This is a genomic window from Herbaspirillum rhizosphaerae, assembly GCF_001189965.1.
GTDB lineage: Bacteria > Pseudomonadota > Gammaproteobacteria > Burkholderiales > Burkholderiaceae_D > Herbaspirillum > Herbaspirillum rhizosphaerae.
This window is the reverse complement of record NZ_LFLU01000002.1, coordinates 166622-187593: the sequence shown is the minus strand read 5'-3', so window position 1 is coordinate 187593 and position 20972 is coordinate 166622. Positions and strand designations below refer to the sequence as shown.

22 protein-coding genes are annotated in these 20972 nt (G+C 59.7%); 12 read left to right on the top strand and 10 right to left on the bottom strand.

Annotation, left to right across the window (positions count from 1 at the left end):
* Positions 1 to 46 precede the first annotated feature (46 nt).
* The 4 genes from AKL25_RS03620 to AKL25_RS03605 form a co-directional block, all read right to left on the bottom strand.
* On the bottom strand, positions 47 to 463 hold the full coding sequence (locus AKL25_RS03620) for a hypothetical protein (protein ID WP_050476285.1): 417 nt from the start codon (positions 461 to 463) through the stop codon (positions 47 to 49).
* Positions 464 to 472: 9 nt separating this feature from the next.
* On the bottom strand, positions 473 to 865 hold the full coding sequence (locus AKL25_RS03615) for a phage holin family protein (protein ID WP_050476284.1): 393 nt from the start codon (positions 863 to 865) through the stop codon (positions 473 to 475).
* Positions 866 to 888: 23 nt separating this feature from the next.
* A complete protein-coding gene (locus AKL25_RS03610; RefSeq protein WP_007883091.1) occupies positions 889 to 1194 on the bottom strand; it encodes an ElaB/YgaM/YqjD family protein in 306 nt (101 codons plus the stop codon).
* 256 nt (positions 1195 to 1450) lie between these two features.
* Positions 1451 to 2491, bottom strand: a complete 1041-nt coding sequence (locus AKL25_RS03605) for a gamma-glutamyl-gamma-aminobutyrate hydrolase family protein (RefSeq protein WP_050476283.1) — start codon at positions 2489 to 2491, stop codon at positions 1451 to 1453.
* 248 nt (positions 2492 to 2739) lie between these two features.
* Here AKL25_RS03605 and kefF point away from each other — a divergent pair, with 248 nt between their 5' ends.
* Positions 2740 to 3297 (top strand): glutathione-regulated potassium-efflux system oxidoreductase KefF, encoded by a 558-nt coding sequence (kefF, locus tag AKL25_RS03600; protein WP_050476282.1) that lies wholly within the window; start codon positions 2740 to 2742, stop codon positions 3295 to 3297.
* 36 nt (positions 3298 to 3333) lie between these two features.
* Complete coding sequence (gene kefC, locus AKL25_RS03595) at positions 3334 to 5133, top strand: glutathione-regulated potassium-efflux system protein KefC (protein WP_050476281.1); 1800 nt, start codon at positions 3334 to 3336, stop codon at positions 5131 to 5133.
* 145 nt (positions 5134 to 5278) lie between these two features.
* Here the strand turns inward: kefC and AKL25_RS03590 are convergent, their stop codons facing one another.
* The 5 genes from AKL25_RS03590 to AKL25_RS03570 all read right to left on the bottom strand — a co-directional run bounded on the left by AKL25_RS03590 (position 5279) and on the right by AKL25_RS03570 (position 10202).
* Positions 5279 to 6751 (bottom strand): DegQ family serine endoprotease, encoded by a 1473-nt coding sequence (locus AKL25_RS03590; protein WP_050476280.1) that lies wholly within the window; start codon positions 6749 to 6751, stop codon positions 5279 to 5281.
* A 101-nt stretch (positions 6752 to 6852) separates the two neighbouring features.
* Positions 6853 to 8151, bottom strand: a complete 1299-nt coding sequence (locus tag AKL25_RS03585; protein WP_050476279.1) for an ATP-binding protein — start codon at positions 8149 to 8151, stop codon at positions 6853 to 6855.
* A gap of 12 nt (positions 8152 to 8163) precedes the next feature.
* Positions 8164 to 8820 (bottom strand): response regulator, encoded by a 657-nt coding sequence (locus AKL25_RS03580; protein WP_050476278.1) that lies wholly within the window; start codon positions 8818 to 8820, stop codon positions 8164 to 8166.
* A gap of 9 nt (positions 8821 to 8829) precedes the next feature.
* Positions 8830 to 9024, bottom strand: a complete 195-nt coding sequence (locus AKL25_RS03575; RefSeq protein ID WP_007883080.1) for a DUF2905 domain-containing protein — start codon at positions 9022 to 9024, stop codon at positions 8830 to 8832.
* A gap of 32 nt (positions 9025 to 9056) precedes the next feature.
* Positions 9057 to 10202: a class I SAM-dependent methyltransferase gene (locus AKL25_RS03570; protein WP_050476277.1), complete on the bottom strand. Its 1146-nt coding sequence runs from the start codon at positions 10200 to 10202 to the stop codon at positions 9057 to 9059.
* 90 nt (positions 10203 to 10292) lie between these two features.
* On the opposite strand from AKL25_RS03570, the gene AKL25_RS03565 reads away from it, so the two are divergent.
* The 10 genes from AKL25_RS03565 (at position 10293) to rfbD (ending at position 19201) form a co-directional block, all read left to right on the top strand.
* Positions 10293 to 11060: an SDR family oxidoreductase gene (locus tag AKL25_RS03565; RefSeq protein ID WP_050476276.1), complete on the top strand. Its 768-nt coding sequence runs from the start codon at positions 10293 to 10295 to the stop codon at positions 11058 to 11060.
* Complete coding sequence (locus AKL25_RS03560; RefSeq protein ID WP_050476275.1) at positions 11060 to 11455, top strand: dihydroneopterin aldolase; 396 nt, start codon at positions 11060 to 11062, stop codon at positions 11453 to 11455. The genes AKL25_RS03565 and AKL25_RS03560 overlap by 1 nt, the downstream gene beginning before the upstream one ends.
* Positions 11452 to 12237 carry a hypothetical protein gene (locus AKL25_RS03555; protein WP_050476274.1) on the top strand — a complete coding sequence of 262 codons (786 nt, stop codon included), beginning with the start codon at positions 11452 to 11454 and terminating at the stop codon, positions 12235 to 12237. Before AKL25_RS03560 ends, AKL25_RS03555 begins: the two co-directional genes overlap by 4 nt.
* Positions 12234 to 13139: a tRNA 2-thiocytidine(32) synthetase TtcA gene (gene ttcA, locus AKL25_RS03550; RefSeq protein WP_050476273.1), complete on the top strand. Its 906-nt coding sequence runs from the start codon at positions 12234 to 12236 to the stop codon at positions 13137 to 13139. Before AKL25_RS03555 ends, ttcA begins: the two co-directional genes overlap by 4 nt.
* Before the next feature lie 362 nt (positions 13140 to 13501).
* Complete coding sequence (gene rfbG, locus AKL25_RS03540; protein ID WP_050476271.1) at positions 13502 to 14581, top strand: CDP-glucose 4,6-dehydratase; 1080 nt, start codon at positions 13502 to 13504, stop codon at positions 14579 to 14581.
* 32 nt (positions 14582 to 14613) lie between these two features.
* On the top strand, positions 14614 to 15624 hold the full coding sequence (gene galE, locus AKL25_RS03535) for a UDP-glucose 4-epimerase GalE (protein ID WP_050476270.1): 1011 nt from the start codon (positions 14614 to 14616) through the stop codon (positions 15622 to 15624).
* A gap of 97 nt (positions 15625 to 15721) precedes the next feature.
* Complete coding sequence (gene rfbB / locus AKL25_RS03530; protein WP_050476269.1) at positions 15722 to 16801, top strand: dTDP-glucose 4,6-dehydratase; 1080 nt, start codon at positions 15722 to 15724, stop codon at positions 16799 to 16801.
* The gene (gene rfbA / locus AKL25_RS03525; protein ID WP_050476268.1) at positions 16798 to 17703 is read left to right on the top strand and encodes a glucose-1-phosphate thymidylyltransferase RfbA; all 906 of its coding nucleotides are present in this window, start codon (positions 16798 to 16800) and stop codon (positions 17701 to 17703) included. The genes rfbB and rfbA overlap by 4 nt, the downstream gene beginning before the upstream one ends.
* A gap of 8 nt (positions 17704 to 17711) precedes the next feature.
* Complete coding sequence (gene rfbC, locus AKL25_RS03520; RefSeq protein ID WP_050476267.1) at positions 17712 to 18257, top strand: dTDP-4-dehydrorhamnose 3,5-epimerase; 546 nt, start codon at positions 17712 to 17714, stop codon at positions 18255 to 18257.
* Positions 18254 to 19201 (top strand): dTDP-4-dehydrorhamnose reductase, encoded by a 948-nt coding sequence (rfbD, locus tag AKL25_RS03515; protein ID WP_050476266.1) that lies wholly within the window; start codon positions 18254 to 18256, stop codon positions 19199 to 19201. The genes rfbC and rfbD overlap by 4 nt, the downstream gene beginning before the upstream one ends.
* A 51-nt stretch (positions 19202 to 19252) precedes the next feature.
* On the opposite strand, the gene AKL25_RS03510 is transcribed toward rfbD, so the two are convergent.
* Complete coding sequence (locus AKL25_RS03510) at positions 19253 to 20947, bottom strand: hypothetical protein (protein WP_050476265.1); 1695 nt, start codon at positions 20945 to 20947, stop codon at positions 19253 to 19255.
* Positions 20948 to 20972: the final 25 nt, after the last annotated feature.

Below are 20972 nucleotides of genomic sequence, written 5' to 3'. Positions count from 1 at the left end.
CTGCCGCCGGGCCCTGCGTTATTTGAGATGCTTACATTTGAGATGTTTATTCGCCGTCCGGCGTGGAAGCTTCCGGATTGTCGGAAGTATCTTCCCCGCTTTGCGCACGGTCTTGCCTGCGCGTCAGATAGTACGCAAACGCCGCGCCGGCGCTGATGACGGCGCCGTACAAAAGCGGCTTGCGCAGATAGCGCTTCGAGATCAGCGAAATGCCGCCGATCAGCAGCGGCGACAAGGATTGCAGGTTGCCGCCGCCCTTGCCGGAAAACGCGCCGGTGAAGGTTGAAGACACTGCGCCGACGATACGACTGACAGCGCCTTTGGCCAGCGATTCGGCATTCAGGTTGGCGCGCACGATACTGCGGCTTTCCAGGATGCCGATGCGAAACAACGCCCCCTCGGCAAGCAACCTGCGCTTGCGTTCGTCCAGAGGAACGTCGGGTTTCCAATCGGTATGCGCCATGATTTCCCTTTATAGCAAGGCGTCGCGGTCTTTACGCAGCTCGGCCATGGTTGCAGGCAGGGACAATTTCCCCTGGCGCAAAATGGCATAGGCGTACCAGACGATCGCGGCGGTCACCAGAGAGAAGAAGATGCCGAATGCGATGAGCACCTTCCAGCCCCAGGAATCCCAGGCAAGGTAAACCGCCAGCACCGTCCAGAACGCCACCGCAAACCACAACGCGATTGCCGCGAGCGTGAACAGCGTCAGGAACTTGATCAGATTGCCGCCGATCCCGGACAGCTCCAGAGAAGCCAGTTCGATACGGTTGATAATCAGACCAAGAAGATTCCTGGCGATGCCCAGCAACCCGGCCGTCAGGCCGGGGTTGGCGGGTTGAGCCTGCTCTTGTTTGTGCTCCATGTCGGTCCCGGTGCGTGCGGCGCTTATTTGCTGCGGCCGATGACCAGACCGACCAGCAGACCGACGCCGGCCGAAATCGCCACGGCGCGCCATGGGTTTTCGTGGACGTAGTCGTCGGTGCGGGCAGCAACTTCCTTGCCTTTTTCGATGGCCACGGCCTGGGCGTTCTGGGCGGCTTCAACCGCAGCCTCCAGCATGGTCAACCCCTTGCTGCGCAGCTCATCGGCCTTGTCGCCGGTGGCGGAAGCGGCTTCGCGGAACAGTTCTTGCGCATCTTTGACCAGAGTTTTCATATCGTTTCTCACTGTTTTGTAGGCGGATTTTGTCATGGGGAATTCTCCTTTTATTAAGTGCTCCTGCGGGTAATAACGGTGCCTGCGGCCAGCTTGACGGCCAATTTACAGCATCATCCAGAGCATGGCGTTACGGAACAATAACGCCGGTACGACTACGTTGACGACATTGCGCGCCGTCCGGATTGCGATTTCACTCGCGCACCGCTCAAACTCGGCAACGCAGGCCCTTTTTGATAGCTTCTCTCTATATAAGTTTCTCAACCGGCCAAAACGTTCATTTCTGCCAATCTCAGAAGCGCGTTTCGCGCGCCGTGCGCAGGAAACTGTCGAGGATGGGCATGCAATCCAGCAATTCGGGGCCGCCGGCGCGGTGGAACTCCGGATGCCACTGCAAACCCATGACAAACGGCGCCTTGCGATAACGGATCGCTTCGACGATGTTGTCGTTGCCCGAGACGGCTTCCACCGACAGATCGCGTCCCAGATCCTTGACCGCCTGATGGTGGATGGAATTGACCACGGCGCTTTGCGTATTCACCAGCGACGCCAGCGTGGAGCCCGCCGGAAAGCTCAGCTCATGGTAGTTGCTGTCGTACAAATCATTGACGTGCGCAATCGCGGTCGGCACGTCGGTCGCAATATCCTGATACAGCGTGCCGCCGAAGGCGACGTTGATCAGCTGGCAACCGCGGCAGATGCCCAGCACCGGCTTGCCGGCCTCGATAAATTCATGCAGCAGCTCGAGCTCGTACATGTCGCGCACGCGATCGCCGTTCCATTCGGGCCGGGTGGCCGCCTCCGCATAGCTTTGCGGCGAGACGTCGGCGCCGCCTTGCAGCACCAGCCCGTCCAGATGCTTGGCGTAATCGCGCAAACGGATATTGCTGGGGTGGACCAGGCCGTTGGTATTGACGGTCGGGATCATGAACACCAGCACGTCGCGCGACATGACCCACTGGGCGATGGATTCTTCAAGATATTGCAAGGTCTTGCCGCGCAAACCCTTGGCGCCGGTTTCCGGATGGAAGATGCGCGCCGAGATGCCGATCTTGAGCGTGCGCTGCATGATGCGACGGCCGGCCTTGTCCGACATCGCCTTGAAACGCGCGGCCAGCAGCTTCCAGGTTTGCGCCCAGGGCGTTTCCAGAGGCGGCGGCGAGAATGACGGGTAATGCGGTGGCGGCGACTGGGGAGCTTGCTGTTGCCCCGGTTGCGCGCCGGCCTGTTGCGCTGCCTGCGGCGTTGACTGTGCACCGGACTGTGCCGCGCCCTGACGCGGCGGTGGCGGAGAACTCGACTGATGGGCTTCGGAATCGCTAATATCGGACATGGCGGCTATGTAGAGTTGAAATCAATGGCGGTAACCAAGTACAACACCCGCGAACAGGATTGGCAAAGTATAAGCGCATTGATTTGAATTTGGGCATCTTGGCGATGCCTGCTTGATGAAGCATAACGTGGGGCTGACGCAGCGGATTTTCATTGCTGCTGCGATTGCCCCCGTTTAATCCAGACAGCAGATTAGCAATATATGTTCCAATCTCTCCTGACTTCTTTCATCTTCAGGCATGCTCCTACATGACCACTTCACGCATTCTTATCCTCTACGCACACCCGGGCGGTGACCACTCCCACACCAACCGCACCATGATCGAAGCGGCGCGCAGCCTGCCGCAAGTGCGCGTCCATGATTTGTACGAGTGCTATCCCGACTTCCACATCGATGTCGAGTACGAACAGGCGCAGTTGCATGAAGCCGACCTGGTGGTGCTGCACCACCCGATCCACTGGTACAGCATGCCGGCGCTGCAAAAGGAATGGATCGATCTGGTGCTGCAACGCGGATGGGCTTTCGGTCCCGGCGGCGATGCCTTGCACGGCAAAGATTTCTGGCTGGTCGCAACCACCGGCGGCGACGCCGACGCCTACCAGGCCGGCGGTCGCCATGGCCATCCCTTCAGCGATTTCCTGCCGCCTTACCAGCAGACCGCACGCCTGTGCGGCATGCGCTGGCAGACACCGAACATCCTGTACGGCGCCCACCATCTGAGCAAGGAAGCGCTGCTCATGCACGCCGCCAACTATCGCGCCCGGCTCGACAGTTATCCCGACTGGCCTGCCGCCGACGCGCCGTAATAAAACCCCGATCAAGATCAACGACACGACGACACCATGGAACAACACCTGCTCAATCCGCTGATCTACCTGCTGGCGGCAGTCATCGCCGTGCCGATTGCCAAGAAGCTGGGGCTGGGCGCCGTGCTCGGCTATCTGCTGGCCGGCATCGCCATCGGCCCCTGGGGCCTGGGCCTGATCAGCCAGGTCGAAGACATCCTGCATTTTTCCGAATTCGGCGTGGTGTTGCTGTTGTTCCTGATCGGGCTGGAGCTCGATCCGAAACGCCTGTGGTCGCTGCGCCAGCGCATCTTCGGCTGGGGCGGCGCGCAAGTCGCGCTGGTCAGCCTGGCGCTGTTCGGCGCAGCGCTGGCCTGCGGCATCGACTGGCGCGTGGCGCTGATCGGCGCGCTCGGCATGTCGCTGTCGTCCACCGCGATCGCCCTCGCGACGCTGGGCGAGCGCAAGCTGACCGCCACACCGGCGGGCTCGGCCGGCTTTGCGATCTTGCTGTTCCAGGATATCGCCGCGATCCCGATGATGGCGGCGGTGCCGTTGCTCGGCGTGGCCGTGGCCCAGGGCAGCGGACAAGGCTGGCTGCACACCGGACAAGTGGTTGCCGTGATCGCGCTGCTGATCTTCGGCGGCCGTTTCCTGATCCGCCCCATCCTGCGCATCATCGCCAAGACCGACATGCGCGAAATCTTCACCGCCTTCGCGCTGCTGCTGGTGATCGCCACTTGCCTGCTGATGCAATCGGTCGGCATGTCGATGGCGCTCGGCACCTTCCTGGCCGGCGTGCTGCTGGCCGATTCCGAATATCGCCACGCACTGGAGAGCGATCTGGAACCGTTCAAGGGCCTGTTGCTCGGGCTGTTTTTCATTGCCGTCGGCATGTCGGTCGACTTCGGCATTTTTCTTGAACAACCATGGCTGATCCTCGGCCTCGTCGCCGGTTTTCTGGTCATCAAGATTGCGGTGCTGTTCGGCCTGGCCAAGGCTTTTCGCATCCCGCGCGACCAGCAGGTGTTTTTCTCCTTCCTGTTGTCGCAAGGCGGTGAATTTGCGTTTGTGGTGTTCGGCGCCGCCGCCACGGCGCAGGTGCTGACGCCGCGCGTCTCGTCGATTCTGGTGGTGGTCGTGGCGCTGTCGATGGTGATCACGCCCTTGCTGCTCCTGCTGCACGACCGCGTACTGCTGCCGCGACTGCTGGCCAAAGGAAAGCGCGCCGAAGACGAGATCGAGCCGCAAGACAACCCCGTGATCATCGCCGGCTTCGGCCGCTTCGGCCAGATCGTCGGCCGTCTGTTGCACGCCAACGGCATCGGCCTGACGATACTCGATCACGATCCGGATCAGATCGAATCGCTGCGCAAATTCGGCTTCAAGGTGTTCTACGGCGACGCCACCCGCATCGACCTGCTGCGTACTGCCGGCGCCGATAAGGCGCGCTTGCTGTTGATCGCCATCGACGATGCGCCCGCCAGCCTGAAACTGGTGGAAGCAGTGCAACGCGCCTTCCCGCATCTGAAGATCGCCGCACGCGCACGCAACGTCACCCATCTGTACGACCTGATGGATCGTGGCGTCACCGTGCTGGAACGCGAAACCTTCGAAAGCGCCTTGCAAATGGGTCGCCAGGTGCTGCGCCAGCTCGACTTCGGCGCCTACCGCGCGCATCGTGCGGCGATGAAATTCCGCGCCCACAATATCGAAACGCTCAACAAGCTGTATCCGCACTACAAGGACCAGCAGCAGCTGGTGTCGATGGCGGTACAGGCGCGCGAAGAACTGGAAGCCATGTTCGCCAGCGACAAGGACGCCATTGCCAGCGGCGACAAGCATCGCTGGGATTGAGATGTAAAAAGGCCGGACAAAACATCTGTCCGGCCGTCCTGCCCACTTCACTTATTTACTGCTCTTACTTACTGCTCTTGCCTACTACACTTGCTTCACTGCACTTGCTTGCTGCACCTACCTACAACACCACGAGAAACACCGCTTAATTCAGATACACCGGCACGAAGATCTTGTCGTCGCCGCGTTCCACCAGCAAGGCCACACTCTTGCCGGCCTTGCTCACCAGACTGCGCAACTGCTCGACGCTGGTCACTGCATTACCGTTGAGCGACAGAATCACGTCGCCGCTCTGGATGCCGGCAATCGCCGCGGGGCCGTTGACGTCTTCCACCACCAGTCCGCCGTGCACGCCGATCTGCTGTTGCTCATCCTTGTCCAGCGGACGCACCGCCAACCCCAGACGACCTTGCTGCTCGGCGCCGTTCTTGCCGATGGCGTCCTTCGCCACCTTCATCTCGCCCACCACCACACTCAGCGATTTGATCGAGCCGTTGCGCATGACGTCCATCTTTTGCGTCGTGCCGGGAGCCGTGTCGGCGACCAAGGTCGGCAAGTCGACCGAGTGATCGATAGGCTGGCTGTTGAAGCGCAGGATCACGTCGCCCGGCAGCACGCCGGCCTTCTCGGCGGGGCTACCCTTCTCCACCGAACTCACCAGCGCGCCTTCGGACTTCTTCATCCCGAACGACTCCGCCAGCGCCTGATTCACTTCCTGCACCGACACACCGAGACGGCCGCGTGTCACCTTGCCGTGCTGAACCAGTTGCTGTTCGACCTTCATCGCCACGTCGATGGGAATCGAGAACGACAAACCCTGGTAGCCGCCGGTCTGGCTGTAGATCTGCGAATTGATGCCGACCACTTGCCCTTTCAGATTGAACAGCGGCCCGCCCGAATTGCCGGGGTTGACTGCAACGTCGGTCTGGATGAACGGCACGTAGTTGTCGTCCGGCAGACTGCGCGATTTGGCGCTGACGATGCCGGCGGTCGCCGTGTTGTCGAAGCCGTAAGGCGAGCCGATCGCCAGCACCGGCTCGCCGACCTTCATCAGCGCCGGATTACCGATCTGCACCGTCGGCAAGTCCTTGGCCGCGATGCGGATCACGGCGATGTCGCTTTGCTTGTCCACGCCCAGCACCTTGGCCTTGAACTCGCGGCGATCGGTCAGCTTGACCGTCACTTCCTGCGCACCGTCGACCACGTGGGCATTGGTCAGGATCAGGCCATCCGAATTGATGATGAAACCCGAACCCAGGCCGCGCATGATTTGCGGGCCGCGTGGCTGCTGCTGGAATTGTGGTCCGAAGCGTTTGAAGAATTCGTAGAACGGATCGTTGGGATCGACGTCGGCGGCCTGATCCGCGCTGGGCTTGGCCTTGCCGGTGACGCTGATGTTCACCACCGCAGGACCGGCGCGTTCAACGATGCCGGAGAAGTCGGTCGGCGTGGCCAGCGAAGACGTTGCCGCCGCCAGCGGCGCTGCCGCCTGCACCGGTAGGTTGGAGGCTTGTGCGGCAGGAAGGTCGGCGCCGCGGAAGTACACATAACTGCCGCCGACGATAGCGGCCAGCATGACGGCGAGCGTATTGCGAACAAAGACGGTACGGCGATTCATGGAAGCACTCCTTGCAGAATGGGTGACCTCTCACCCGATGGAATGCATCGTAAATCGCGAAAATTAAGGCAGACTTAAGGAAACAATCTGTTACAGAAAAGCTAGCTGAAGCGCAGGCTGACCTGCGCCTGCAGGCCCTTGGCAGTGTTGCGCAGCGATACCGCGGCATCGTGCAAATCGGCGATCTGCCTGACGATGGCAAGTCCGAGCCCGCTGCCGAGCACCGTCGACTGGACGTTGTCGGCGCGATAGAAGCGATCGAAGACGCGCGCCAGATCCTTCTCCGGAATCCCCGGTCCGCTGTCCTGAATCGTGACCGTCAGCTGCTCGCCCTGCACCTGCATGCCGACATCCACGGTGCCGCCGGACGGGCTGTATTGCACCGCATTCGACAACAGGTTGCTGAACAGGATGCGCAAGGCATCGGCATTGCCGGAAACGCTGCCGGCAGCTTCTTCCGTGATGCCAAGATCAACGTTCTTGTGCTCCGCCAGGGGCGACAGATCCAGCACCACGCTGCGCAGCAACGCCGCCACATCGACCGGCGCATGCTCCTGCACGCCCGGCTCCTGCCGCGCCAGCGTGAGCAGCTGATGCACCAGATGCGTGGCGCGCTCCAGACCGTTTTTCAGATCGGCGAAAGCGGCACGGCGCTCTTCGTCGTTATCGGCGCGTTCGGCCAGTTGCGCCTGCAAACGCAGGGCCGTCAACGGCGTACGCAGCTCATGCGCGGCGTCGGCGACGAAAGCGCGTTGCGCCTGCATGGCTTGCTGCAGACGGTCCAGCAAGTCGTTGAATGCCTGTGTGAGCGGGCGGATTTCCTGCGGCAGGCTCTGGTCGGCAATCGGCGTCAGCGTATTCATGTCGCGCAACTGCACATCGGCCGCCGCGCGCCGCACCGGCGCCAGGCCGTGTCCGACCGCCACCCAGATCAGCGCGCCGAGGAAAGGAAACAGCAGCAGCAAGGGCATCACCGTCTTCACCGCCATCTGCGCGGCGATCTCCTTGCGTGCGCTTTGCGGCTGCGACACCTGCACCACGGTGTTGCCGATCTGCGCACTGTAGACGCGCCACATGCCGCCCGGCCCGGGCACGTCGATAAAGCCGAGTTCGGCCTGTTGCGGCATGACGCTGCGCGAGTGCGAGTGATAGATGACGGTGCCGGTGCTGTCCCAGATCTGCATCATGATTTCATCGTCGAGACCGGGCAAATCCTGCCCCGGCGTGATCGGCGCGAAAGCCTGGCGCGGCAGCGATGCGGCGATCTGGCGCATCTGGTAATCGAAGATGTCGTTAGCCTCATCGCGCGCCTGGAAGTACAGCACGATGCCGGCTAGCAGAATGCCGCCGCTCAGACCGACTGCAAGCCACAGCAACAATTGTCGTCGAATCGAATTCATTGTTTGATGGATTTATTTAGGCACCAGATAGCCGATGCCGCGCACGTTCTTGATGAAGTCGCTGCCGAGCTTCTTGCGCAAGGCGTGGATGTGCACTTCGACGGCGTTGCTGTCGATGCTGTCTTCCCAGCCGTACAGTTTCTCTTCCAGCTGCGCACGCGACAAGACGACGCCCGGACGATCCAGAAAAGCGCGCAGCAACGCAAACTCGCGTACCGACAGATTCACCGGCTGGCCTTGCAGGAATACTTCATGCGTGGCCGGATTCAGCGTCACCTCACGCACCTGGATCAGGCTGTCGACGCGGCCCGACTGCCTGCGCAGTAAGGCACGCATGCGGGCGGAAAGTTCTTCCAGGTCGTAAGGTTTGATCAGATAGTCGTCGGCGCCGGCGTCCAGCCCGGCGACGCGATCGGCCACGGCGTCGCGCGCGGTGGTGACCAGGACCGGGATGCTGTTGCCGTCGGCGCGCAGGGCCTGCAGCACCGCCAGGCCGTTCTTTTGCGGCAGCCCGAGATCGAGCAGCACCAGCGCATATTCTTCCTGCTCCAGGGCCAGTTCGGCGGCCTTGCCGTCCTGCACCCAGTCGATGGCGAAACCGTCCTGGCGCAAACCCTTGCGCACCGCTTCGCCCACCATCAGATCATCTTCGACCAGCAGGATGCGCATGTTCTTGTCCTAGAGGAAGCGCGCCAGCAAAAACACCACCAGCGAAATCAGGATAGTCGATGCAAACGGCAGCGAAAACACGCGCCCGAACAGCTTGAAACGCAAGTCGCCGGGGAGACGGCCGATGCCGAGCTTTTCCAGCCATGGCAGCAGACTGGAGAAAACAATCACGGCGAGGAAGATAACGACGACCCAGCGAATCATGTGCGGACTCTTTTGTTGTTGTGCTTCTTTGGTTATAGACGATGCGTGCGGTCGTGTGCATGCAGACGCGCCGGCCAGTCGACATTTTTTCCCACCGCCAGCACCTTGAACAACTCGCCCATCTCGGCCGGCGAAATCAGTTTTTGCACGGCATTGGATTGCGGCAGATACGCCCGGCTCTGTTCCGGCGACGTGCGCAGCAACAAGTCGCCGATGCCGGCGCCAAGCAGGAAAGCGGCCTGGCTCGTGTAGCCGAACACATCCAGGCCGCCGTCGATGGCGGCCTTTGCCATCGCAGTGAAGTCGACGTGCGCGGTCACATCCTGCAGACCCGGCAAATAGAAGGGGTCGGAATGGGAGTGATGACGGTAATGGCACATCAGCGTGCCCTGGCCGCGCTCATGGAGATAATATTCATGCGCCGGGAAACCGTAGTCGAACAGCAAGGCGGCGCCCTTTCCGTTTTGCAACATCGTGCCCAGCGATTGCATGAAGCCAACCGCGATGGGATGCACTTCCGTCAGATAGCCCACGGCCAGCTCTTCGGCGTCCGGGATCTGCGCCACCAGGCTGCCGTCGCAAGGGCGGTCGACATAGGCAAAGGCGCCGGCCGCATCCAGCGCCACGCCGCGTTCCAGCCACGCCTGCTCGCCGCGGACGACCAGTTGCACCGGCATGGCGTCGAGCACTTCATTGCCGATCACCACACCGGAAAACGATGGCGGCAGGCTGTCGAGCCAGCGCACCTGCGGGAAGTCGCGCAGCGTCTCTTGTTGTCGCGCGCGCAACTGCGTCGAAATCTCGACGATGAAATAGTGGGTCGGCAGACGGCCTGCATCGCGCAATTCGCTCAGGATGTCGAACGCCAGTTTGCCGGTGCCGGCGCCGAACTCCATGATGGCGGCATCGGTCTGATCGAACAATTCTGTCGCCAAATGCGCCAAAGTTGCGCCGAAAAGCGGCGAAATTTCCGGTGCGGTTGTAAAATCCCCCTCTTTGCCCAATTTCGTCGCGCCGCCGCTGTAATAACCCAGCCCGGGCGCGTACAACACCAGCTCCATGTAGCGAGCAAACGAAATCCAGCCATCGCTGCGCCGGATTTCGTCGGCGATCAGGTGCTGGAGGGAACGGGAAGCGGCAAGCGCGTCGGTGGATGGTTCGGGTAATTGCAGTTGCATGGGCAGTATTGTATTTGAATACGGCGGCAGCTTGCTGCCTCCTTCCCATGCAAGGCAAACCCTGCCTCATCTTCAGACATAATCACTTTTATGAAACAACATCCACAAAAAATTGCGCTGGTTACCGGCGCGGCCAAACGTATTGGCCGAACGATCGCACTTGCGCTGGCTGACGACGGCTGGGATATCGCCGTACACTACGGCCGCTCAGAGCGCGAGGCGCAAGAAGTCGTCGCAGAAATTCATCATAGGGGCCGGCGTGCGATCGCCGTTCAGTGCGATCTCATGGACGAGCAAGCCGTACAGGGACTGTTTACCAATGCAAGCGCACTGGGCCCGGTCAGTTGCGTGATCAACAGCGCCGCCCTGTTTGAGCACGACGTCGCGAGCGATTTCTCATGGCAAAAGCTGGATGCGCATATGCATACCAATCTGGCAGCGCCTTTGCTGTTGGCACGGGCGCTGCACGCTGCCACACCAGTCGGCGCCTGCTCGGTCGTCATTAATCTGCTGGACCAAAAGCTGTACAATCCCAATCCTGATTTTCTTTCCTACACCTTGTCGAAGGCCGCTCTTCATAGTGCAACAACACTTCTTGCGCAGGCCTTCGCTCCGAAAGTCCGTGTCGTCGGCGTTGCCCTGGGATTGACCATGATCAGCCATATGCAATCCGACGAACAATTCGCTGCAACACACTCGCTGTCTCCGCTAGGTGAGTCAAGTCGCCCGGAAGAAGTTGCCGACGCGGTCCTGTTCGCAGTGAAGAACCGGGCCTTGACGGGATCCACCATTCTGGTCGACGCCGGTCAGCACCTGATGCCGATGTCGCGAGACTTTAGTTTTATTAAGAGGGATTAATGTTTTTTCTTCATCCAAAATTAGCAAAATGCCGCCGCGTATTCATCCGCAACTATCGTCTGGATATGCATATCGGCATTTATGCCCACGAACAAAACAAGCACCAATATGTGCTGGTAAATATCGAATTCTGGGTGCCGCTTGCGCAAACCTCGCCGACAAGAGACCACATCGATGAGGTCGTCAATCACGACTTCGTGCGCCCCGGCATCCAGAAAATCATCGAGCGCGGCCATATCAATCTGCAAGAAACGCTGTGCGACGCCATTGTCGACTTGTGCTTTACCCACCCGCTGGTCGTTGCAGCGCGTGTTTCCACCGAGAAACGCGAGGTCTACCCGGATTGCGAATGCGCCGGTATCGAGGTATTCAAATTCAGGGACGACAACGCATGAGCGAAGAAGAACAAAAACCGAAATATCTGGATGCGAAACAGGTTGTCTACCTGCCAAAATGGGCACGATTCGGCATCATGGCCATCCTTGCCCTGCTGGCAACTGCAGCTTGCATCACCGCAATCAGTTTTCTGTTTTGGCCAGAACATCGCGAAGAAATTACGGCGGTTCTGTCCATTGCTCAAACTGCGGCCGGCGGTTTTGCCGTGGTTCTGTTTGTTCTGTTCGCCGAGCGCCAGTTAAGCACCAAGCGCTTGCATGATAAAACTGACGAGTTTCTGGAAAAACAAGTTCTTGAGTCGCTATCCAAGATTGAGATCCCTCAGATCAAGCGGGGTCAAACGGTCAACGTCAATGTTCTCAAACGGGAAGATGGCATACATGGCGGTCGCAAAGATATCTATGGCGCCAACTATCACATCTTCATGGAGCAGTTCCAGATGCGCTTTTGGGTCGGCATCAACGTCAAGCGCCTGAGCACAATCTACTTTGTGAAAGTCGACTCGGAGCAGCAGGTCGATGAATTGGCCAGGATTTTCCGCTTTACCTTCGGCGGCGCCGCCAAGGTCGGCTATGAAACCAATTTCGAATATGCTGAAATCGACGGCGAAAAAATAGTTTCCATCTGGTCTACAGCCATGGCCGACAACGCCATTCTGGGAAATCCTGCCGAGCAATTGTTCTGGGTGCAAGATATCGCCATGATGACGCAATCGGTCATCCGTACGGCAGTCCGCCATAACATCCGTCTTTACACCAATACCGAACCGGGCCCTCTATGATCCCAGATCTGAAACAGGCCGAGAAAATCGCCTACGAAAACAACAAGCTGCACAAGCGCCTGTGCCGCCTGACCGGCCAGGCCATCGGCGACTACAACATGATCGAAGACGGCGACAAGATCATGGTGTGCCTGTCCGGCGGCAAGGACAGCTACGCCCTGCTCGACATCCTGCTGACCCTGCGCGAGCGTGCGCCGATTCACTTCGACATCGTCGCGGTCAATCTCGATCAGAAGCAGCCGAATTTTCCGGCCGATGTGCTGCCGGCTTATCTGGAAAAACTGGGCGTGGCGTATCACATCGAAAACCAGGACACCTACAGCATCGTCAAGCGCGTGGTGCCGGAGGGCAAGACCACCTGCGCGTTATGCTCACGCCTGCGCCGCGGCATTCTCTACCGCGTTGCAACAGAACTCGGCGCGACAAAAATTGCCCTGGGGCATCATCGCGACGACATCCTGGAAACCTTCTTCCTGAACATGTTTTTCGGCGGAAAACTCAAAGGCATGCCGCCCAAACTGCAGTCCGACGACGGCAAGCAAATCGTCATCCGCCCGCTGGCGTATGTGAAAGAAGCCGACCTCACCCGTTACGCGGAAGTCAAAGAATTCCCCATCATTCCCTGTGACCTGTGCGGCAGCCAGGAAAACCTGCAACGCAAGCAGATCAAGGGCTTGATGCGCGAATGGGAAAAGAAGTTTCCAGGCCGGGTGGACAATATCTTTGCCTCGCTGTCGACCGTGGCGCCATCGCATCTGATGGACAGGAATCTGTTTGATTTCGCCAATCTGAAAGCGACCGGCGTGGCCAATGCGGACGGCGATATCGCCTTCGACGAAGATCCTTGCTCCACGAGCAACCCTACTGCGCAGAATGTCATCTCGCTGCATCCCGCAGATTGAGAATGCTGCGCAAATCCGCGCAGGCAGCGCCTGCGTGCTTTTTTCCGGCGGCACGTGTAAATAAAATTTACAAAGCCGATAGTCGTACGGATTAGATGCCAAATACCCTCCTGATCATCGCTTGAAGCGACTGAGCATCATGATTTAATTTGCTCGTCGGATACGTAATTCGCGTCATTTTTGAAATACGCACCCGGACGACGATATCAATCAAATCAAGAAAGTCGCGACAGCCGCAGGGGGCTGAGGTAGCAAACCTCAGAAAAGGAAGCCCGATATTCAGGACTTCCTCCGCCGTGATGGATAGCATCCACACCTCTGCACATGCCCGACACTGCTTATTTCGTGCATGAGGAAGTTTGATGGCAGCACAATTCTGGCGCGACAAGCGCGTCTTCATTACCGGTCACACCGGCTTCAAGGGAAGCTGGCTGACCTTATGGCTGCACCGCTGGGGCGCCAAGGTCTACGGCTATTCGCTGCCGGCGCCGACCAATCCGAGCCTGTTCCATCTGGCTCGCATCCAGAATTGCGTGCAAACCACCACCGGCGACGTGCGCGACCTGAAGCATCTGAGCGAAACCATGGCGGCAGTCCAGCCGGACATCGTGTTTCACCTGGCGGCGCAGCCGCTGGTGCGCGACTCGTATAACTCGCCGATCGATACTTTCGCCATCAATGTCATGGGCACCGCGCATGTGCTCGAAGCCGTGCGCCAGACCCCGAGCGTGCGCTCGGTCATCGTCGTGACCAGCGACAAATGCTATGAAAACCGCGAATGGCTGTGGGGCTATCGCGAAGACGATCCGATGGGCGGCCATGACCCGTACAGCAGCAGCAAGGGCGCCGCCGAACTGGTGACCTCGGCGTATCGCCGCTCGTATTTCCAGCACGGCAAAGAATCGCAGGCAGCGATTGCCAGCGTGCGCGCCGGCAACGTCATCGGCGGCGGCGATTTTGCCAATGACCGCCTGATCCCCGACTTCATCCGCGCGCTGGAAAAAGAAGAAGCCGTCAGCATCCGCAATCCGCACGCCATTCGTCCATGGCAATTCGTGCTGGAGCCGCTGTCGGGATACCTGTCCGTCGCCCAGCGCCTGTTCGAGTCCGGGCAGCAGTTCGCCGAAGGCTGGAATTTCGGCCCGGCCGACACCGATCTGCAAACCGTCAGCCAGTTGTGCGCGACCTTCAACCATTCGTTGCAAAAGAACGACGTGACGCCGGTCGAAGTACGACTGGAAAGCCAGGCCAATGCGCCGCACGAGGCGGCCTTCCTGCGCCTGGACATTTCCAAGGCGCGCCAGCGCCTGGACTGGATTCCCAAGATGGAGCTCTACACCGCGCTGGAACTCACGGCGCAGTGGTATAGCGGCTATATCAACAATGAAGACATGCGCACCCTGAGCGAAAGCCAGATTGAGTTCTACCAGAATCTGACATAATTCTCGGCTCTATCAATCAGGTCGGAATTAAGATGAATATTCTCGTCACAGGCGGCGCAGGCTATATCGGTTCACATACCTGCGTGGAATTGCTCAACGCCGGACACCAGGTCGTGGTTTTCGACAATTTCTGCAACAGCTTTCCGGAAGCCTCGCGGCGCGTCGAAAAAATCACCGGCAAGACTTTGACGCTGATTGAAGGCGACATCCGCGACCGCGCTGCGCTGGAACAGGCTTTGCGCCAATATCAATGCGACGCCGTCATCCATTTTGCCGGACTGAAGGCGGTCGGCGAGTCGGTCGCAAAACCACTGGAGTACTACGACAACAACGTCGTCGGCACCGTGCGCTTGCTGGAAGCGATGCAAGCTGCCGGCGTAAAGACGCTGGTGTTCAGCTCATCGGCGACGGTCTACGGCAATCCGCAATTTTTGCCGTACCGGGAAGATCATCCGCTGTCGTCCACCAGTCCTTATGGACGCTGCAAGCTCATGGTCGAAGACATTTTGCGCGACCTTCATGTGGCCCAGCCAGATACGCGCATCGCGCTGCTGCGCTACTTCAACCCGGTCGGCGCACACGAGAGCGGCCTGATCGGTGAAGACCCGCAAGGCACGCCCAACAATCTGATGCCTTTCGTCACGCAAGTCGCCATCGGCAAGCGCGAAAAACTCAGCATCTGGGGCGGCGACTACGATACGCCCGACGGCACCGGCGTACGCGACTATATCCACGTGCAGGATCTGGCGATCGGCCATGTCAAAGCGCTGCAATATCTCCGTCAGCCGCAATGTTTCGCGCTCAATCTCGGCAGCGGCCAGGGCCATAGCGTGCTGGACGTCGTCAAAGCGTTCGAGAAAGCCAGCGGCAAGAACATCCCCTACACCATCGAACCGCGTCGCCCCGGCGATCTGTCGACCTACTATGCCGACGTGACCTTGGCGAAGTCCATGTTGGGATGGGAACCGACACGCTCGCTGGAAACCATGTGCGCAGACAGCTGGCGCTGGCAAATGGGGAATCCCAACGGCTTTCGCACATAATGCCTGATGATTAGCGCCTGACGATGCCTGCCGGTATAGCCGGAATGTGCGATCAATGCGGGACAAACAACGAAACGAACAAACGACGGATTAGGCCATGATATTTGTAACAGGCGGCGCCGGCTTCATCGGCAGCAATTTCATTCTGGACTTCCTGGCAAGCCAGGACGAGCATGTCCTCAATATCGACAAGCTGACTTACGCCGGCAATCCGTACAACCTGACCAGCCTCGACGGCGATGAACGCTATCACTTCGTGCAGGCCGACATTGCCGATCGCGAAACAATCGCCGGGCTGTTCGCGCAATACCAGCCGCGCGCCATCATTCACTTCGCGGCGGAAAGCCACGTCGACCGTTCGATCCACAGCCCCGGCGAATTCATCCACACCAACGTCAACGGCACCTTCAGCCTGCTGGAAGCCGCACGGGTTTACTGGTCGACGCAGGATGCCGGCAGCAAGGCGGCCTTCCGCTTCCTGCATGTATCGACCGACGAAGTCTACGGCACCCTCGGGCCGGACGATCCGCCGTTCAGCGAAACCACGCCTTATGCGCCCAATAGCCCGTACTCTGCGTCCAAGGCGGCCTCGGACCATCTGGTGCGCGCCTATCACCACACCTACGGCCTGCCGACGCTGACGACCAACTGCTCCAACAACTACGGGCCTTATCATTTTCCCGAGAAGCTGATCCCGCTGGTCATCCTCAACGCACTCGACGGCAAGCCGCTACCCATCTATGGCGACGGCCAGCAGATCCGCGACTGGCTGTTCGTCGGCGATCACTGCGCCGCCATCCGCCAGGTGCTGGCGCGCGGCAAGATCGGCGAGACCTACAACATCGGCGGCTGGAACGAAAAAGCCAACCTCGACGTCGTCCACACCTTGTGCGACATGCTCGATCAGCAAAAACCAAAACCCGCAGGCAGCTATCGCGACCAGATCACCTTTGTGCAGGACCGTCCCGGACACGATCGCCGCTACGCCATCGATGCCCGCAAGCTGGAACGCGAACTGGGCTGGCGACCTGTCGAGACGTTCGAAACCGGCATCGCCAAGACCGTGCGCTGGTATCTCGATCATCCGCATTGGGTCACCAACATCCGCACCGGCGGCTATCTGAAATGGATTGAGCTGCATTACGGCGCCGGAGATGACGACGAGGAGAACGCATGAACTCAACCGAACGCCTGATGCCGGAACGCAAAGGCATCATCCTGGCCGGCGGATCCGGCACACGCCTGTACCCGGCGACGACGGTCATGTCGAAGCAGCTCATGCCGATCTACGACAAGCCCATGGTGTACTACCCGCTGACCAGCCTGATGCTGGCCGGCATTCGCGACATACTGATCATCTCGACGCCGCAGGACACGCCGCGTTTCACGGAATTGCTGGGCGACGGCTCGCAGTGGGGACTCAACCTCAGCTACGCGGTGCAACCATCGCCGGACGGCCTGGCGCAGGCCTTCATCATCGGCCGCAACTTCATCGACAACGCACCCTCGGCGCTGATCCTCGGCGACAATATTTTTTACGGCCGCGATTTTGAAAACCAGTTGCGCGCGGCAGCGGCAGCGCCTGACGGCGCCACAGTCTTCGCCTATCACGTGACCGACCCCGAGCGTTACGGCGTCGTCGAATTCGATCGCCAGCGCCGCGCCATCGACATCGTCGAAAAACCAGTTACACCGAAATCGAATTACGCGGTGACCGGCCTGTACTTCTATGACAACCAGGTCTGCGATATTGCCGACAACATCAAACCCTCGGCGCGCGGCGAACTCGAAATCACCGACGTCAATCGCACCTACCTGGAACGCAATCAGTTGCAGGTGGAATTGATGGGGCGCGGCATCGCATGGCTCGATACCGGCACCCACGACTCGCTGCTGGAAGCCGGCCAATTCATCGCCACCATCGAAAAGCGGCAGGGCCTGAAAGTTGCCTGTCCCGAAGAAATCGCTTATCGGCGCGGCTATATCAATGCGGAACAGCTGGAAGCATTGGCTGCACCCTTGAAGAAAAACGCATACGGTCAATACCTGCTGCGCCTGCTGACAGACATGAGTTACTGAACGTTGACATGAAAATTATTCCCACTGAAATTCCCGATGTCATGGTTGTCGAACCGACGGTGTTCGGCGATGCGCGCGGCTTCTTCTTCGAAAGTTTCAATACGCGCCGCTTTGCGGAACTGACCGGCATCACGGCAAATTTCGTACAAGACAACCATTCGCGCTCGGCGCGCAACGTCTTGCGCGGACTGCATTATCAGATTCAGCATCCGCAAGGAAAACTGGTGCGCGTTACCGTCGGCGAAGTGCTGGATATCGCTGTCGACATCCGCAAGAACTCGCCCACTTTCGGCAAATGGACAGGCACCATTCTGTCGGCGGAAAACAAGTTGCAGATGTGGATCCCGCCCGGCTTTGCACATGGATTCCTGGTCCGCAGCGAGTACGCCGAATTTCTCTACAAGACTACCGATTACTGGATGGCCGAGCACGAACGCTGCATCCTGTGGAACGATCCGGCCATCGACATCGACTGGCGCGCGGAAGCCGCCCCCTTGCTGTCGGCCAAGGACGTCAACGGCAAACTGCTGGCCGACGCCGAGGTGTTCGCATGAAAATCCTGCTCACCGGCCAGAGCGGCCAGATCGGCAATGAGCTGGCGCAAAGCCTGCAAGGTCTTGGCGAGATAGTCTCGTTCTCGCGTCAGCAAATGGACCTGTCGGATCTGGACCAGATTCGCGACGCCATCCGCGCCGCGCGTCCCGACCTGATCGTCAACCCGGCGGCCTACACCGCCGTGGTCAAGGCCGAGAGCGAACCGGAGCTGGCCATGCGCATCAACGGCGAAGCGCCCGGCGTGATCGCGGAAGAAGCGCAGCGCCTTGGCGCGCCGGTGGTGCACTACTCGACCGACTACGTCTTCGACGGCACGCAGGATACGCCTTACGACGAAGCAACGCCGACGCATCCGATCAATGTCTACGGCCAGAGCAAATGCGCCGGCGAAGAAGCCATCGCGCGGCACTGCGAGGCATACTGGATCCTGCGCACCAGCTGGGTCTACAGCGTCGGTGGCGGCAACTTCCTCAAGACTGTGATCCGCCTCGCGCAGGAACAGGAAAAATTCACCATCGTCGGCGACCAGTTCGGCGCGCCGACGTGGTCGAAGACCATCAGCGACGTCACGCGCCGCCTGCTGGTCAATCAGCAAGCCACGCCCGGCACGCTGATCGACCTCGACCATCTGCGCCGCACCAGCGGCATCTACAACCTCACCGCCGCGGGCGAGACGTCCTGGCATGGCTATGCCTCCTTCATCGTCGAACGCTTGCAAGCCTTGCAGATACCGGTGAAAGTCGGCGGCCCCGGCGTCATCACACCGGTGCCGTCCAGCACCTATCCCGTGCCGCCGCATCGCCCCAAGAATTCGCGATTGTCGGGCGCAAAACTGGCGTCGACTTTCGGCGTGAGCATGCCGCAATGGCAGACCGATGTCGCCACCTGTCTCGACGAAATTATCCGCGCATATAGTCTGGAAGACGGGCGCAAGCTGGTTTGATAAAAAAGAAGAATGCCTGCCGCGAGCATCGCTCCGGCAGGCTGGAGGAAGTCAGTTGCTCGGCACGTACAAAGTCTGATCGCCTTGCGTGATCAGGTTCAGTTGTCCCATGAACTGCTCGAAATTATCGCCGCCGCAAATCGATCGCAGGTAACGCAACAGCAAATAGCTGCCTAGGCGCTCGGCGCAGAACGCCCAGGCGCGCGACTGATAGCCTTCGCGCTTGACCTGATAGCGCTGCACGCAGGCCCATGCCACCGCTTCAATATCGGCAATGCTCTTGAGCCAGAAGTCAGCCGGAAACACGCCCAGTTCGACGCCGCCCATGAAGAACACGCGCTCGTCGAAAAAGAGTTCGACTTCGTTGCTGTGCAGGACGCCCAGCTCGACCGCTTCCGCCGCGAAACGCAACATGTCTTCCACATGATGCGCGCGCGCATAGTGTTTCAGGTAGCCGGCGCTCTGGCCGTCGGCGAGAAAGCCGCAGGTCTTGCCGACCAGCAGCGTGCTTGAACCGGGATCGAGCATGCTGTCGAAAGTCCGCTGCGCCAGGTCCTTGTTCGACACCACATCCATCATCCAGTTGTCTTCCGCCGGCACGCCGCTGATACGGTCGCGCGAGATGAATTTCCGGTACATGCAGACGCCGATGCGTTTGACGTTCGGGTAGTTCTTGAGGATGTGATTGCGCAGAGCGAAGTTGCCCACCATGCCGCCGACGATAGGGTGATAAGGCACCCACTGCGGCGCCAGCTCGCGCAGATTGAGGCGTCCTTCCGCCTGCGATTCGCCGAGATAAATCGGCGTGACGAAATCGGGGAAGCGAATCGGCAACTCGACGTGCGTGATGCAGCCATAGACCAGCTCGGCGTCATGTCCGCCGGCGACGGTTTGCGGCGCGGCCGATTCGACTGCCGACTCTGCCGCTGATTCTGCTGCCGTCGCTTTTTCCTGCTTGGAGAATTGCAGGATGCTGTTGCGCAGCGCCAGGAATTTGTCGATGCAGGCAATGTCGCCGGTCGCGAGATAGTCCCGCTTCATGCCGTCGAGTTCGGACAGCTGGTCCTGATACGCGAGCAAACTCAGATCGGACAACGGCAACTTCGCATGATCGAACACAGCGATGCGCAGTTGCTGATCCAGCGCCAGCACCAGCGATGCGATGCGCTCCGTCAGCAGGGACTTCATCGTCGCTTGCGGCGCGCCGGCACCGGCAGACGGAGCGTTGAGTCGAGCTGCCAGCGCATCGTTGCCGGACTCAGCCAGCTCAAATACTTTTTCCGCCAGGTCGAACCAGGTCTTCCAGAACACCGGCTTGGCGACGACATAGCCGGTATGCGCGACCGCGCGAAAATCGGTGACGAATTCGCGCAAGTCGAGCGACAGGCCGACGGCCTCCAGATAATCTTGCGCAAGTTGCTGCAGGCCGGGATGGCGGAACTCGCCTTCTTCAAACACGTTCAGGAAACACGCCGCATCACGGGTGAACGGAAAGAAAAGATAGGCGTCCTTGTCCGGATTCTGATCGACGAAAGCGGCAATCTGCTCCGCGCCCAGACCGGTCTTCTGAACGAAGTCGGCCGGGACAAAACCGTACAGTGCTTCTTCGTCGACGGCTTCGTTCATGAAATAGGCGCGAATGGCGGCGTAGTCGCCCCAGTCTTCGCGACCGTCGCTACCTTCGCGAGGCAAGGCCATGAAGCCGGTGTCGGCGTTGCGCGCTATCTGGTACAGGTAAATGTTCATGGAATAGTCAGTACGTATCAGTGCA